General features: G+C 45.1%; 12 protein-coding genes. 10 read left to right on the forward strand and 2 right to left on the reverse strand.

What is annotated here, in order from left to right:
• Positions 1-55: 55 nt before the first annotated feature.
• Genes nuoH through BN35_RS07280 form a run of 7 tightly spaced genes read left to right on the forward strand, consistent with a single transcriptional unit; the run spans position 56 to position 7,532 of the window.
• Positions 56-1,141, forward strand: coding sequence for an NADH-quinone oxidoreductase subunit NuoH (gene nuoH, locus BN35_RS07250; protein ID WP_008125571.1), 1,086 nt, complete (start codon positions 56-58; stop codon positions 1,139-1,141).
• Positions 1,142-1,170: 29 nt separating this feature from the next.
• Complete coding sequence (locus tag BN35_RS07255) at positions 1,171-1,704, forward strand: 4Fe-4S dicluster domain-containing protein (protein ID WP_025071549.1); 534 nt, start codon at positions 1,171-1,173, stop codon at positions 1,702-1,704.
• 14 nt (positions 1,705-1,718) lie between these two features.
• Positions 1,719-2,240 (forward strand): NADH-quinone oxidoreductase subunit J family protein, encoded by a 522-nt coding sequence (locus BN35_RS07260; RefSeq protein WP_025071550.1) that lies wholly within the window; start codon positions 1,719-1,721, stop codon positions 2,238-2,240.
• Complete coding sequence (gene nuoK / locus BN35_RS07265) at positions 2,237-2,545, forward strand: NADH-quinone oxidoreductase subunit NuoK (protein ID WP_004348632.1); 309 nt, start codon at positions 2,237-2,239, stop codon at positions 2,543-2,545. The genes BN35_RS07260 and nuoK overlap by 4 nt, the downstream gene beginning before the upstream one ends.
• Before the next feature lie 4 nt (positions 2,546-2,549).
• Complete coding sequence (locus tag BN35_RS07270) at positions 2,550-4,517, forward strand: NADH-quinone oxidoreductase subunit 5 family protein (RefSeq protein ID WP_025071551.1); 1,968 nt, start codon at positions 2,550-2,552, stop codon at positions 4,515-4,517.
• Positions 4,518-4,555: 38 nt separating this feature from the next.
• Entirely contained in the window at positions 4,556-6,040 is a 1,485-nt protein-coding gene (locus BN35_RS07275; protein WP_023058716.1) for a complex I subunit 4 family protein, read from the forward strand.
• A gap of 13 nt (positions 6,041-6,053) precedes the next feature.
• Complete coding sequence (locus BN35_RS07280; RefSeq protein WP_036893188.1) at positions 6,054-7,532, forward strand: NADH-quinone oxidoreductase subunit N; 1,479 nt, start codon at positions 6,054-6,056, stop codon at positions 7,530-7,532.
• 220 nt (positions 7,533-7,752) lie between these two features.
• Here BN35_RS07280 and uvrA read toward each other — a convergent pair whose 3' ends face one another.
• Together uvrA and BN35_RS07290 are read right to left on the reverse strand one after the other, a co-directional pair.
• Positions 7,753-10,596 (reverse strand): excinuclease ABC subunit UvrA, encoded by a 2,844-nt coding sequence (gene uvrA / locus BN35_RS07285; protein ID WP_025071552.1) that lies wholly within the window; start codon positions 10,594-10,596, stop codon positions 7,753-7,755.
• 51 nt (positions 10,597-10,647) lie between these two features.
• Positions 10,648-11,343 carry a gliding motility-associated C-terminal domain-containing protein gene (locus BN35_RS07290; protein WP_036893200.1) on the reverse strand — a complete coding sequence of 232 codons (696 nt, stop codon included), beginning with the start codon at positions 11,341-11,343 and terminating at the stop codon, positions 10,648-10,650.
• A gap of 171 nt (positions 11,344-11,514) precedes the next feature.
• Here BN35_RS07290 and BN35_RS07295 point away from each other — a divergent pair, with 171 nt between their 5' ends.
• Genes BN35_RS07295 through BN35_RS07305 form a run of 3 tightly spaced genes read left to right on the forward strand, consistent with a single transcriptional unit; the run spans position 11,515 to position 15,216 of the window.
• A complete protein-coding gene (locus BN35_RS07295; RefSeq protein WP_025071553.1) occupies positions 11,515-12,903 on the forward strand; it encodes a LysM peptidoglycan-binding domain-containing protein in 1,389 nt (462 codons plus the stop codon).
• Between the two features lie 35 nt (positions 12,904-12,938).
• Entirely contained in the window at positions 12,939-13,679 is a 741-nt protein-coding gene (locus BN35_RS07300; protein WP_025071554.1) for a porin family protein, read from the forward strand.
• Positions 13,680-13,689: 10 nt separating this feature from the next.
• Positions 13,690-15,216 (forward strand): peptide MFS transporter, encoded by a 1,527-nt coding sequence (locus BN35_RS07305; protein ID WP_025071555.1) that lies wholly within the window; start codon positions 13,690-13,692, stop codon positions 15,214-15,216.
• The last annotated feature ends 76 nt before the right edge of the window (positions 15,217-15,292 follow it).

Consider the following 15,292-nt stretch of genomic DNA (forward strand, 5'->3'; position numbering starts at 1 on the left):
GCAATGCTTTGCTCAATGTTTGCAACTTGTTCAATATAAATAACTTAAATAGATCATGTTTGATTTTAGTATAGTAACCACATGGTTTGACACGCTGCTTCGACAAACCTTAGGTTTGAACGATTTTTGGACGATATTCATTGAATGTGTTGTCGTTGGTGTCGCCATTCTCACTGCCTACGCCTTGTTGGCGATAGTGTTGATATTCATGGAACGTAAGGTGTGTGCCTATTTCCAATGCCGTCTCGGGCCTATGCGTGTGGGCTTTTGGGGAACGCTTCAGGTGTTTGCCGACGTGTTTAAGATGCTCATTAAAGAAATCTTTGCCGTTGACAAAGCCGACAAATTCTTGTATTATATTGCACCATTCTTTGTGGTGATTGCCTCAGTGGGTACTTTCTCGTTCCTTCCTTGGAATAAGGGAGCGCACATTCTCGATTTTAACGTGGGCATCTTCTTGGTGTCTGCTATATCGAGCATTGGTGTGTTAGGAGTCTTTTTGGCAGGATGGGGATCTAATAACAAATATTCTGTTCTGTCTGCCATGCGTGGAGCGGTGCAGATGATTTCGTATGAAATGACCTTGGGACTGACCCTCATTGCGGCTGTTGCCTTGACGGGAACGATGCAGATGAGTGGAATTGTGGAAGCACAGACAGGACCATGGAACTGGTTAATTATCAAAGGACACCTTCCTGCGATCATTGCATTCTTGTTGTTCTTGGTAGCTGGTAATGCTGAAGCGAATCGTGGACCGTTCGACTTGGCAGAGGCAGAGAGCGAGTTGACCGCTGGATACCATACAGAGTATTCGGGTATGGGTTTTGGTTTCTACTATTTGGCAGAATACCTCAACCTATTTGTCATCGCAGGATTAGCCACTGCCGTGTTCTTAGGCGGTTGGGCACCTTTCAATATTGGTGTCGAAGGCTTCGATGCTGTGATGAATTATATTCCTGGCATTGTGTGGTTCTTAGGTAAGACCTTTGTCGTAGTTTGGCTTCTGATGTGGATTCGCTGGACGTTCCCACGTTTGAGAATTGACCAAATCTTAACTTTAGAGTGGAAGTATCTCATGCCATTGGCATTGGTAAATCTCATACTGATGACCATTTGTGTGGCTTTTGGTATCCACGGTTAAAATGTTTCATTTCTTGAAGATTCAGTAAGATGGAAAATAAACAATCATATTTTAGCGAAATCTGGTATGCTATCAAGTCGCTTGTAACGGGTTTGAGGGTTACCTTGAAGGAATACTTCACCCCAAAGAGCACCGAACAATATCCAGAGAATCGCAAGACGACACTGCATGTGGCTCAACGTCACCGCGGACGCTTAGTGTTTAAGCGTAACGAAGACGGCACTCACAACTGTGTAGCGTGCACTATGTGCGAGAAAGCATGTCCCAATGAGACCATACTCATTAAGAGTGAAATGGTTGTCAATGAAGAGACGGGCAGGAAAAAGAAACAATTGGTGGACTATCAGTACAAATTAGGCGATTGTATGTTCTGCCAACTCTGTGTTAATTCTTGTAACTTCAACGCCATTGAGTTTACCAACGACTTTGAAAACAGTGTGTTTGAGCGAGATTCCTTGACCATGCACCTTGACAAGGAAGTGTATCAAGGCGGAAGTTTGCCAGACTTGATAGACGGTGGGGCACCGCTGACCATTGGACAATTTAATACCAAAACCAAATAAAAGTAGTAACGTATATGGCTAATTTAATCATGTTTTGCATTTTGGCAGTCGTCATCTTGGGCTCTGCCATTATGTGTGTACTAACAAAAAGGATTATGCGGGCGGCTACCTTTCTGATATTTGTTTTATTTGGTGTTGCAGGTATCTATTTCCTTTTAGGATATACATATTTGGGAGCAGCACAGATTGCTATTTATGCAGGGGGCATCACGATACTCTATATCTTTGCAATACAGTTGGTATCTAAGCGTACGCTCCAAGGATTAGTAGAACATCTCAAAGGTTCACGCGTCATTCAGGGGGCTTTGCTCTCATTGATAGGACTGGCTACCGTGATAGGTGTCTTGGTGAAGAATCAGTTTATTCATCAAGCAACGCAGGTTGCTGATGCAGAAGTCCCGATGAATGTCATCGGACAAGCATTGGTAGGCTCTGAAAAATATCAGTATGTTTTGCCCTTCGAACTCATTTCCGTGTTCTTGTTGGCATGTATCATTGGCGGTTTGTTGATTGCCAGAAAGGAGGATGATAAATGATACCCGTTGAATGTTTGATAGGCCTGAGTGCGCTGTTGTTCTTTATTGGCGTATTTGGCTTCGTTACCCGTCGTAATTTGTTGGCAATGTTAATCTCCGTAGAGTTGGTTCTTAACTCCGCAGACATCAACTTTGCCGTGTTTAACCGTATCCTGTTCCCCGAACAGTTGGAGGGTTTTTTCTTCACGTTGTTCTCCATTGGCATCAGTGCTGCCGAGACAGCGGTGGCGATTGCCATTATTATAAACGTTTACCGAAACTTTGGTAGTGATCAGGTGAACAGTATTGAAAATATGAAATTATAAGATGATGGATTACAGTTATGTATATTTAATACTTCTTCTACCTGCACTCAGTTTCCTGATCCTTGGACTGTTGGGTATGAAGATGAGTCATAAGGTGGCTGGACTCATTGGCACCGTGGTGCTTGGTACGGTGTTCTGTCTCTCTTGCTACACCGCTTATGAATATTTTATAGGCGTAGGGCGTGGCGTTGACGGATTATATCCCACCATTACACCTTTTAATATTACGTGGTTGAAGTTTACCGAACTGCTTACCTTTAACATCGGTTTTAGGTTGACACCTATTTCTGTGATGATGTTAGTGGTTATCTCTACGGTCAGTTTCATGGTGCACATCTATTCCTTTGGCTATATGCACGGCGAGAAAGGTTTTCAGCGTTATTATGCTTTCCTTTCGCTCTTCACCATGTCAATGTTGGGTTTGGTTGTGGCAACCAATATTTTCCAGATGTATTTGTTTTGGGAGTTGGTGGGCGTTAGCTCTTACCTGCTCATTGGTTTCTATTATCCCATGCACACAGCCGTGGCTGCTTCAAAGAAAGCCTTCATTGTGACACGTTTTGCCGATTTGTTCTTTTTAATCGGTATCTTGTTTTATAGCTTCTATGTAGGTACATTCAATTACGATTTAACCGCTACACCAGAATTGGCAACTCATGCCGCTCATGCCGCTTGGGTGATGCCGTTAGCTCTGTTCCTGATGTTTATTGGTGGTGCAGGTAAATCAGCCATGTTCCCTTTACACATTTGGTTGCCCGATGCGATGGAGGGTCCAACGCCCGTTTCGGCATTGATTCACGCTGCAACGATGGTGGTGGCAGGTGTGTATTTGGTGGCAAGTATGTTCCCCTTGTTCGTGGAATATGCACCCGAACAGTTACATTGGATTGCTTATATTGCTGCCTTTACCGCCTTTTATGCAGCTGCCGTGGCGTGCGCACAGAGTGACATCAAGCGTGTCTTGGCATTCTCAACCATTTCGCAGATTGGTTTCATGCTCGTTGCCTTGGGCGTTTGCTTGCCCGATCCTGCCACAGGAGCAGTAGCAATGACCGAAGAATATGCCGACGTACAAGGCTTAGGATATATGGCAAGCATGTTTCATCTGTTTACGCATGCCATGTTCAAGGCTTGTTTGTTCTTGGGTGCAGGTTGTGTGATTCATGCCGTACACTCCAATGAGAAGTATTATATGGGAGGACTTCGCAAGTACATGCCCATTACCCACATTACGTTCTTGATTTCATGTCTTGCTATTTCGGGCATTCCACCTTTCTCTGGATTCTATTCAAAGGATGAAATATTGGTGGCTTGTTACAACTTTCATCCCGTCATGGGAATGGTGATGAGCGGTATTGCCATGATGACCGCCTTCTATATGTTCCGTTTGTATTACGTTATCTTCTGGGGTAAGAGCTATTACGAGTCGCATCAGGGCGAACCCAACGTGCATGCGCCTCACGAAGCTCCTGCAGTGATGACCTTTCCGTTGATATTCTTGTCGCTCATCACTTGTACCGTCTTCCTTTGGGGGACACGTGCAGGACAGCTGGTGTCTGCCAACGGCATTGGGTTTAATACGCATACCAACTGGTCAGTGGCGATTACCAGTACCGTATTGGCATTGCTTGCCATCGGTCTCGCCACCTTTATGTATAAAGGAGAGAAAACGCCAGTGGCAGACAAGTTGGCAAGTACTTTCCCAACCTTGCACCGCGCTGCTTACAAACGTTTCTATATGGACGAGGTTTGGCAGTTCGTGACACACAAAATTATCTTCCGTTGTGTCAGCCGTCCCATTGCTTGGTTCGACCGTCATGTTATTGATGGCTTCTTTAACTTCTTGGCATGGGGTACACAGGAGGCAGGCGAAAGCATCCGACCTTGGCAGAGTGGCGATGTGAGACAATACGCCATTTGGTTCCTTACAGGTAGTGTAGCATTGACGTTGGCATTGATTTGCTTGCTGTAATGCTTTAGTTAGAAAGATTTAATGAATAAAATACAAAAATGAGTATATTAACATTATTCGTCGTTATTCCCGTCTTGATGTTGTTCGGGCTTTGGTTGGCTCGCAACATCCGTCAAGTACGTGGCGTCATGGTGGCTGGCTCTACCGCTTTGCTGGCACTCTCTGTTTGGCTTACTATTGCATTTATCCAAATGCGTCAGGCAGGAAATACCGAAGCCATGCTGTTTATGTACAGTGCACCTTGGTTCAAACCGCTCAACATTGCCTACACGGTAGGAGTGGATGGTATCTCGGTTGTCATGTTGCTCTTATCGAGTATCATCGTCTTTACGGGTACCTTTGCCTCTTGGCAGCTCAAGCCCATGACTAAAGAATACTTCCTTTGGTTCACCTTGTTGAGCATTGGTGTGTTTGGCTTCTTTATCTCTATCGATTTATTTACCATGTTCATGTTCTACGAGGTGGCACTTATCCCTATGTATCTGCTTATAGGTGTGTGGGGAAGTGGTCCCAAGGAATATGCCGCTATGAAGTTGACGTTGATGCTCATGGGCGGAAGTGCCTTGCTGATTATTGGTATCTTGGGTATTTATTTCTATAGTGGAGCCACCACGATGAACGTGCTTGAGATTGCTGCCCTGCACAATATCCCTGTTGATGTTCAGAAGATATTTTTCCCATTGATATTCATTGGCTTCGGTGTGTTAGGCGCCTTGTTTCCCTTCCACACATGGTCACCCGATGGACATGCTTCAGCGCCCACCGCTGTCTCTATGCTCCATGCTGGCGTGTTGATGAAGTTGGGAGGCTACGGTTGTTTCCGCATCGCCATGTTCTTGTTGCCAGAGGCGGCACAAGAGTTGGCTTGGATCTTCCTAATCCTCACCACCATCTCTGTTGTCTATGGTGCTCTCTCGGCTTGTGTGCAAACCGACTTGAAATATATCAACGCCTATTCTTCGGTAAGTCACTGTGGATTGGTGTTGTTCGCTCTATTGATGATGACCAAAACCGCTTGTACGGGTGCCATTCTCCAAATGCTCTCGCACGGTTTGATGACCGCTTTGTTCTTTGCACTCATCGGTATGATTTACGGACGTACGCATACACGTGATGTCCGTCAGTTGGGTGGATTGATGAAAATCATGCCTTTCTTGGGCGTAGGTTATGTAGTGGCAGGTTTGGCGAACTTGGGATTACCTGGTTTCTCGGGCTTCGTTGCGGAGATGACTATCTTTGTAGGCTCGTTTGCCAACAACGACACCTTCCACCGCACCGCTACTATTATCGCTTGTACCTCCATTGTTGTCACCGCAGTTTATATCTTGCGTGTTGTTGGAAAGATACTTTATCAAAAGGTAGCCAATCCTCATTTTGAGCAACTCACTGATGCTACATGGGACGAGCGTGTGGCTGTGATGTGTTTGATATTCTGTGTAGCTGGCTTAGGTATCGCACCTCTGTGGGCAAGCAATGTCATCAATGATGCCGTAGGACCTATCCTACTCAATATAATACACTAAAGTTTAGAAGAAGATGAATTACAGTCAATTCCTATATATGATGCCAGAGGTCACCTTAGTGGTGCTTTTGCTGGTTACGTTTGTTGCCGACTTTGCTACATCGCAGAAGATTAGGACGCTTGCGCCCACCGACAAGCGTCGCTCATGGTTCAATCCCATGATTTGTCTGCTTATGTTTGCGCACATCCTCATCAACCTGTTCCCCATTGAGACACACACTGTTTTTGGGGCAATGTACATCGCTACGCCTGCTATTGGGGTGATAAAGACCATTTTGGCTTTTGGAACGCTCATCGTTCTCATTCAGTCAAAAGAATGGTTGTCACGTCCCGATACCGCTTTTAAGGAGGGAGAGTTTTACTTATTGGTGATAGCAACGCTGTTGGGAATGAATATCATGGTAAGTGCCAACCACTTCTTGCTCTTTTTCTTAGGCTTGGAAATGGCGAGTGTACCTATGGCTTGCTTAGTTGCGTTTGACAAATATCGTCACGACTCAGCCGAAGCAGGAGCCAAATTCATATTGACAGCCACCTTCTCAAGTGGGGTGATGCTCTACGGTATCAGCTTTATCTATGGTGCGGTAGGCACGCTTTACTTTGAAGACATTGCCACACAACTCACAGCTACACCGTTTACCATTCTTGGCATGGTGTTCTTTTTCAGCGGATTGGGCTTTAAGATTAGCTTGGTGCCTTTCCATTTCTGGACAGCCGACTCGTACCAAGGTGCGCCAACTACCGTTACTGGCTATCTCTCGGTAGTGAGTAAAGGTGCAGCAGCTTTTGCTCTTTGCACTATCTTGATGAAAGTATTTGCCCCCATGGTTCTCTATTGGCAATATTTGTTGTACATCGTTATTGTGTTGTCAATCACGATAGCCAACTTGTTTGCCATTCGTCAAACCAACCTGAAACGCTTTATGGCGTTCAGTTCTATCTCTCAGGCAGGTTATATTGTCTTGGCGATTGTTGGTAACTCGGCGTTGAGCGTCACTGCATTGAGCTTCTATGTGCTGATTTACGTGGTAGCTAACATGGCAGTGTTTACCATTATCAGTGCGGTAGAGGAACATAACAACGGTACGGTGATGATGGACAGTTACAATGGCTTTTATCAAACCAATCCCAAGCTGGCTTTCCTCATGACTTTGGCATTGTTCTCCTTGGGCGGTATTCCACCATTTGCGGGAATGTTCTCTAAGTTCTTTATCTTTATGGCAGCCGTGCAGGATGCCGATTTAAGCACTTCAGTAGGGGCATGGGCGTACATCGTGTTGTTCATTGCGTTAATCAATACGGTTATCTCCTTATATTACTACCTCTTGATTGTGAAGGCGATGTACATCAAGAAAAGTGAAAATCCGTTGCCCACGTTCAAGAGCCACACCAATACCAAGTTGGCATTGGCTGTATGCACAGCAGGTGTAGTGTTGTTTGGCGTGTGCTACATGGTATTCGATTGGATACATGCGGCTTCGGTAGCGCTCTAAGATATAAAAAGATACTAAACATCCTCCGTCTGAATTGTGTTCTTTACACGTCAGGCGGAGGATATTTTTGTTGAGATGTAGCGATATTAAAAACGCTACGAACAGTTGCCAGCTTTGTTGTAGTAAAGAATTGAGGCAGTTGTAACAACGAGTGAAGGCGGTCATCCACTGTAGATAACCGCCTTCAATCATTGATTCAAGAAAAGAGGAAGAAAGAGCTTTACTTCTTTTTCCTTGTTTGTTTTAGTTCTTCTTTCAAAAAACGAGGGGTATAGCCCTCCTTGCTTTGCGCTACTTCTTCGGGAGTTCCTGTACTTAAAACCTTTCCGCCGCCACGTCCCCCCTCTGGTCCCATATCAATAATGTAATCAGCCAGTTTGATGACGTCTAAGTTGTGTTCGATTATCACCACTGTGTTACCACGATCCACTAATTGTTGCAGCACATTCATCAAGATGCGGATGTCCTCGAAGTGCAGTCCAGTGGTTGGCTCATCAAGGATGTATAATGTCTTTCCTGTGTCACGCTTCGAGAGTTCGGTAGCTAACTTCACTCGCTGACTCTCACCGCCCGAAAGGGTTGTGGAGGGCTGTCCTAATTTGATGTAGCCTAAGCCAACATCTTGAATCGTTTTTATTTTGTGAAGAATATTAGGTACGGTGTCGAAGAACTCCACAGCTTGATTGATCGTCATATCCAGCACGTCGGCAATACTTTTGCCCTTATATCTCACTTCGAGTGTCTCTCGGTTGTAGCGTTTGCCATGGCATACCTCGCATGGCACCATGACATCGGGCAGGAAATTCATTTCAATCGTCTTGTAGCCATTGCCATTACAAGCCTCACATCGCCCACCTTTTACATTAAACGAGAAGCGTCCAGGTTTGTAACCCCGTATCTTTGCCTCTGGAAGGTTGACGAACAGGGATCGAATGTCGCTGAACACGCCAGTATAAGTGGCTGGATTGCTGCGCGGCGTACGCCCCAATGGACTTTGATCAACATTGACTACCTTGTCAATATTATCGATACCCTCTATTGAATCGTACGGCATCGGTTTTTTTAATGAGCGATAAAAATGCTTTGACAAGATGGGCTGCAAAGTCTCATTGATGAGGGTAGACTTGCCAGAGCCAGACACTCCCGTCACGACAATGAGTTTTCCGAGCGGAAACTCCACCTCTACATCTTTCAAATTGTTGCCCCTTGCCCCTTTCAGCCAAATGCTCTTGCCGTTTCCTTTGCGCCGCTTAGAGGGAATCTCGATGCTGCGTTTGCCGTTGAGGTAGTCGGCTGTAATGGTAGATTGTCGAAGCATTTGTTGTGGAGTGCCTTGAAATACCACCTCACCCCCTTTGCGTCCTGCCTTTGGTCCAATGTCTACGATGTAGTCGGCTGCCAACATCATATCTTTGTCGTGTTCTACCACGATGACCGAGTTGCCGAGGTCTCGCAACTCCTTTAACGAACGAATGAGTCGCTCGTTATCTCTTTGGTGCAACCCGATGCTGGGTTCGTCAAGAATGTACAGCACATTGACCAGTTGCGAGCCTATCTGCGTAGCCAATCGAATGCGCTGGCTCTCGCCTCCCGAGAGCGAAGCCGACTGTCGATTGAGCGATAAATAGTTGAGACCCACTTCAAGTAAGAAGCTCACACGAGTTTGTAATTCCTTGATAATCTCGGCAGCTATTACTTTTTGTTGTTCATCCAAATGAGTTTCCGCGTGTTCGAGCCAGTCCTTTAGCTCACTCATATCCAAGTTGGCTACCTGTGCTATATTCTCGTTACCAATGCGATAGGAGAGCGACTCACGTTTCAGTCGCATGCCGTTGCATTCGGGACAGGTGGTTGTAGCCAAAAACTGGTCAGCCCACTTTTGCCCTGCACTCGAGTCATCGTTCTCCATGACGGTGCGCAAATATTTGATGATGCCGTCGAAGGTCACAAAATAATCGCTGCTGGTGTGTACCAACTCCTTGACTATTTTAACATTCTCTAAACTGCCATACAATATTTCGTCTACTGCCTCCTGAGGAATTTCTCGAAATGGCGTTTTGATATTCAGGTCATATCGATGTAAGATGGCATCGATTTGCCAAAATATCATTTGTTTTTTGTATTTACCCAAGGGCACGATAGCACCTTCGTAAATGCTGAGATTGTCATTGGGTATGACCTTTTTCAAGTCGATTTCGTTGACCGTTCCCAACCCTTTACAATGTGGACAAGCTCCTTCTGGTGAGTTAAAAGAGAAGATGTTGGGTGCGGGCTCTCCGTACGAAATGCCACTGACGGGGTCCATGAGCCGTTTGGAAAAATTGCGAATAATTCCCGAGTCCTTCTCCATAATCATGATAACCCCATCGCCTTGCTTCATGGCTATCTGTATGGTCTTCATCAATCGTTCGTCGTCATTTCCTCGCACCTGTAGCTTATCAATCACCACCTCAATGTTGTGGTTCTTGTATCTATCTACCTTCATGCCTCGCACCACCTCTTTTATCTCTCCGTCCACTCGCATGTAGAGGTAGCCTTTGCGCCTCATACTCTCGAAAAGTTCACGATAATGCCCCTTTCGCTGTTTCACCAAGGGCGATAAGATGAATATTTTTTTGTCGGCATAATCGTGCAAAATCATGTCAATGACTTTCTCCTCAGTGTATTTCACCATTTTTTCGCCCGTCATGTAGCTATAGGCTGTGCCAGCACGTGCAAAGAGTAGGCGCAGGTAGTCGTATATCTCGGTAGTCGTACCTACCGTAGAGCGTGGATTTTTGTTGGTGGTTTTCTGCTCGATACTGATGACAGGAGACAGCCCCGTGATTTTATCTACATCAGGTCGTTCCATGTTTCCGAGGAAGTTGCGTGCGTAGGCAGAGAAGGTTTCGATGTATCTTCGTTGACCTTCTGCAAAGATGGTGTCAAACGCCAAGGATGATTTGCCCGAGCCCGACAAGCCCGTAATAACGGTAAGGGCATTTCGCGGAATTTCTACATCTATGTTTTTAAGATTGTGCACGCGCGCACCAAATATATTGATTTTATCGTCTTCGCAAGGCATAAGTAGTTTGCTTTCTTTTGAGAGGTTGATGGTTATTCTTTCTTTCTAATTTCATGGTTGGTAGGTGCGCATCAGGTTGACATCCGTCTTGATGTTGAACACCTGTCCATCGGCACCTTTTGCCTTTACCAAGCAAAAGTAAACGCCTTGCTTCACGTCTTTGCCTTGGTACTTTCCGTCCCACCCCTCGGCAGGATTGTGCCATTCAAAGAGCTTCTGTCCCCACCTATTAAAGATGTAACCCTTAAACTCAATGATGCTTTGCCAGCCCTCTTTGGCTTTGTAAACATCGTTGATGCCATCGCCATTGGGCGAAAAGGCGTTGGGCATCTCCAGCTTGCTTTCCGAGATAGAGACGGTGATAGGTTGTGCATCTGCCCAATACTCTTGGGTATATTTCACAGAGTCCTGACCTTGGGTGAAGATGGCATACAGTTCAATGCGATGCGCACCAGCTTTGGTAAAGCGAACCTCTGTATCTTTCTCATAACGAACAAGGTAAGGAGCTTTTTCTCCTTCCATGGTAATTCTCCACTCGTAGTAAGCTGTCCAACCAGTTGTATGGCTCTCGTTCGCTGTCAGTAGTACTCGTAAAGGAGCCGAACCGCTAATAGAAGTTGTTGGCTCACTGGGTTCACCCTTGTCTGAAAAATAAACAGCATGCGGGTTAATGGTGGGTTGCTCTTGAGCAGAAAGGAGGAGTGGGAATAAAAGTGTTAGTGTAGAAATAATGAATTTTATTTTCATTCCGTTGTTTTGTTTGTCCAATGTGGTGCTATACTGCACCTTACTATACGAAAATTGAAAGCTTGGAGCTTTCTATCTTTGCAAAGATACTAAAAGATTCATGATTAAAGAGGAGCGATTAGAGATTTTTTTGTAAATTTGCAAATGAAACAGAAAAAGACAATTTGTGACATGAAACCAATCTTTAACTATATAGTCTTATTATTAACACTCTTGTTTTGTCTTGACGCCACAGCGCAAGTAAATCAGTGGCGAGATATCTATGAGGCAAAAAAGAAAGACACCGTCTTTGGGATTGCCCGAAAATATGGCATTTCCGTCCCCGATTTAATGGATGCTAATCCAGAAATGAAAGTGGAGGGATACGAGTTAAAGAAAGGTGACACCGTATTTATTCCATTCGAAAAGGGGAAGAAACCCAATGCAGTCCCCGTTGTACCCAAGACAGACAAGAACCAACCTGTCACCACACAATTGGTTAAGGGAAAAGAGTTAGACATAACCAAGCGTGCCATTCGCATAGGAGTGATGTTGCCCTTGCACAACGTAGACGGTGATGGTCGCAGAATGGTAGAATACTATCGCGGTTTGCTGTTGGCGTGTGACGACTTGAAGCGTCAAGGCATCTCCACCGATGTTTATGCTTGGAACGTGCCCATTGATGCCGACATTCGACAAACACTCTTAGATGTGAATGCGCAACGGTGCGACATTATTTTTGGTCCATTGTACACCAAGCAGGTTACCCACTTGGGTGATTTCTGCAAACGCTTCGGCATCAAGCTGGTGATACCTTTCTCTATCGAGAGTGGGGAAGTGGCAACCAATCCACAGGTCTACCAAGTTTATCAGTCTGCCGACCAGCTGAATGAAGATGCCATTCATGCTTTCCTTAACCGTTTCCCCAACTATCATCCTGTGTTCATCGATTGCAACGACCGAGATAGTCAGAAAGGCATTTTTACTTTCACGTTACGGAAACAATTAGAGGATAAGAAAATCGCTTATAACATTACGAACTTGAAATCCAGCGAGGAACAGTTTGCCAAATCGTTTACCTTGTCAAAGCCCAATGTGGTGGTACTGAACACAGGTAAATCGCCCGAGTTAAACGTGGCATTGGCAAAGATAGACGGACTGAAGGCAGCCAATCCTACACTGTCGGTGTCGTTGTTTGGCTATACAGAGTGGTTGATGTACACCAAAGTGTATTTCGAATACTTCTGCAAATACCCCACCTATATACCTACCGTGGCGTATTATAATGCGCTCTCTCCACAAACCAAGCAGTTTGAGCAAAAGTATCGTCTGTGGTTCAAAGAAGAAATGCAATACGCCATTCCACGATTTGCCTTGACAGGTTACGACCATGCACAATTCTTTTGTCGTGGATTGCACCAATATGGGAAAGCCTTTTCAGGACTGAAAAAACAAAACTCCTATACCGCCTTACAGACTCCTTTGGACTTTCGACGCATAAAAAAGGCTGGATGGCAGAACTCCACGTTCATGTTGATTCACTTTAAGAGTAACGGAGGGATAGAGAGCATCTCGTATTAAGCCTTTCTACTACAAACCATGTGTTAGCGTAAAAAATGAAACATCCACTTCTTTCCCTCTTTTTACTGTTTTACCCGCTGCTCCTTACGGCGCAGGTAGGGAGTCATCGCAACGAGTTTGCCGTAGGTGTGAATGGAGGTTATGTGCTGAGCAATGTCGGGTTTGTGCCCAAAGTGACGCAAACGTTTCATGGAGGGATGACGGGAGGCGTGTCTTTTCGGTATATCTCTGAGAAATATTTTCAAACCCTTTGTTCTATCCATGCGGAAATCAATTATGTGCAAGCTGGTTGGAAAGAAGACATTGTGAATCTGCAAAACGAGCCAGTGCTCAACAAGAACACTGGTTTGGCGGAGGAATACAGCCGCACCATTAACTATATACAAGTACCCGTCTTCGCACATTTGGCTTGGGGAAAAGAACAACGAGGCTTTCAGTTCTTCTTCCAAGCAGGACCACAATTTGGCTACATGCTAAATGAAAGCACGCAAATGAACTTTGAACTCAATAAGGCGAACGTGCAAGACAGAGCCAATGCTGAGACGACCCAATACAAAATGCCCGTGGAACATAAGTTTGATTATGGCATTGTGGCAGGCATTGGAGTGGAATATTCGTTGCCCAAGGTGGGGCATCTGCTTTTAGACGCTCGGTACTACTATGGATTAGGGAACCTATACGGGGACACGAAGCGCGATTATTTTGCCAGATCTAATCTGTCGAATATTCAGTTAAGACTGTCCTATTTGTTTGATATTACTACAACAACTAAATAATTAATAAACTATGTTTGAAAATCAACCTAAAGGCCTTTTTGCTTTGGCATTGGCCAACACTGGCGAGAGATTCGGTTATTACACCATGATTGCCGTGTTTGTATTGTTTTTAAGAGCTAACTTTGGATTAGATCCTGGTACGGCTGGTATGATTTACAGTGTGTTCCTTGGACTGGTTTACTTCCTCCCATTGGTGGGTGGTGTGCTTGCCGACAAGTTTGGTTTTGGCAAGATGGTCACCATTGGTATCGTGGTGATGTTCTTGGGCTACCTGTTCTTATCCATCCCGTTGGGCGGTGAGACGTTTGCGCTCTTGGTAATGTTGCTGGCTTTGCTGTTCATCAGCTTTGGTACAGGCTTGTTTAAGGGTAACTTGCAAGTAATGGTAGGTAACCTTTACGATGATCCGAAGTATGCCGACAAGCGCGATTCAGCTTTCTCCATCTTCTATATGGCTATCAACATTGGTGCTTTGTTTGCACCAACGGCAGCCGTACGCATTAAAGAGTGGGCAGAATCTGTTGGTTATGCTGAGAACGATGCTTACCATTTCTCCTTCGCCGTAGCATGTGTATCTTTGATTATTTCTATGGCTATTTATTACGGTTTCCGTTCAACGTTCCGTCATGTGGAAGGAAATGGCACGGCAGCCAAGACAGACGATGGTCAAGCTATCGAGACCGAAGAATTGAGCAAGAAGGATGTAAAGGATAGAGTAGTGGCACTAATGTTGGTGTTTGCTGTGGTTATTTTCTTCTGGATGTCATTCCACCAGAACGGACTCACCCTGACTTACTTTGCTAACGAGTTTACTCAAAAGACTTCTTCTGGTGTTCAGAGCATGGCTTTCGATGTAGTGAACCTTGTGATGATTGTCTTTATCGTTTATGCAGGATTCTCATTCTTCCAGTCAAGAACACAGAAAGCTAAGGGAATTTCGTTAGCTGTCCTCTTAGCATCAATTGGTGTATTGATTTATAAGTACACACAAGTAGAAGGAGCTATTGATGTGAGTGCGCCTATCTTCCAACAGTTCAACCCCTTCTATGTAGTTGCGTTGACACCAGTCAGCATGGCAATCTTCGGTGCATTGGCTGCCAAGGGCAAAGAACCTTCGGCTCCACGCAAGATAGCCTACGGTATGGTGATTGCTGCATCGGCCTATACCATCATGATTGTTGGTTCACAAGGCTTGCTTACTCCTAATGAACAGGCGTTGGCTGCCGAGGCTGGAACAGCCAGCTACGCATCTGCCAACTGGTTGATTAGTACTTATTTAGTGCTGACGTTTGGTGAATTGCTGTTGAGTCCGATGGGAATCAGTTTCGTCAGCAAAGTTGCACCTCCTAAACTCAAGGGAGCCATGATGGGTGGATGGTTTGCTGCTACCGCCATTGGTAACTTGTTGGTGAGCGTAGGTGGATATCTTTGGGGTGATTTACCTGTATGGGCTGTTTGGTCTGTATTCATTGGAGTCTGCTTACTCTCTGCTTTGTTCATGTTCTCTGTAATGAAGCGATTAGAGAAAGTTTGCTAAATCCTACAACGGGTGTCCCACTTTTGGGGCATCCCTAAGCATAAAAGGCGTTTCGAGTACGATACTCGAAACGCCT

It is taken from the genome of Hoylesella timonensis 4401737 = DSM 22865 = JCM 15640, assembly GCF_000455445.1.
Lineage (GTDB): Bacteria > Bacteroidota > Bacteroidia > Bacteroidales > Bacteroidaceae > Prevotella > Prevotella timonensis.

Excerpts from the sequence above, each read along its gene's own strand:
- BN35_RS07255 (WP_025071549.1), top strand. The coding sequence starts at position 1,171 with ATGGAAAATAAACAATCATATTTTAGCGAAATCTGGTATGCTATCAAG.
- BN35_RS07300 (WP_025071554.1), top strand. The coding sequence starts at position 12,939 with ATGAAACATCCACTTCTTTCCCTCTTTTTACTGTTTTACCCGCTGCTC.
- BN35_RS07290 (WP_036893200.1), bottom strand. The coding sequence starts at position 11,343 with ATGAAAATAAAATTCATTATTTCTACACTAACACTTTTATTCCCACTC.
- BN35_RS07275 (WP_023058716.1), top strand. The coding sequence starts at position 4,556 with ATGAGTATATTAACATTATTCGTCGTTATTCCCGTCTTGATGTTGTTC.
- BN35_RS07260 (WP_025071550.1), top strand. The coding sequence starts at position 1,719 with ATGGCTAATTTAATCATGTTTTGCATTTTGGCAGTCGTCATCTTGGGC.
- BN35_RS07280 (WP_036893188.1), top strand. The coding sequence starts at position 6,054 with ATGAATTACAGTCAATTCCTATATATGATGCCAGAGGTCACCTTAGTG.
- BN35_RS07305 (WP_025071555.1), top strand. The coding sequence starts at position 13,690 with ATGTTTGAAAATCAACCTAAAGGCCTTTTTGCTTTGGCATTGGCCAAC.
- uvrA (WP_025071552.1), bottom strand. The coding sequence starts at position 10,596 with ATGCCTTGCGAAGACGATAAAATCAATATATTTGGTGCGCGCGTGCAC.
- BN35_RS07295 (WP_025071553.1), top strand. The coding sequence starts at position 11,515 with ATGAAACCAATCTTTAACTATATAGTCTTATTATTAACACTCTTGTTT.
- nuoK (WP_004348632.1), top strand. The coding sequence starts at position 2,237 with ATGATACCCGTTGAATGTTTGATAGGCCTGAGTGCGCTGTTGTTCTTT.
- nuoH (WP_008125571.1), top strand. The coding sequence starts at position 56 with ATGTTTGATTTTAGTATAGTAACCACATGGTTTGACACGCTGCTTCGA.
- BN35_RS07270 (WP_025071551.1), top strand. The coding sequence starts at position 2,550 with ATGGATTACAGTTATGTATATTTAATACTTCTTCTACCTGCACTCAGT.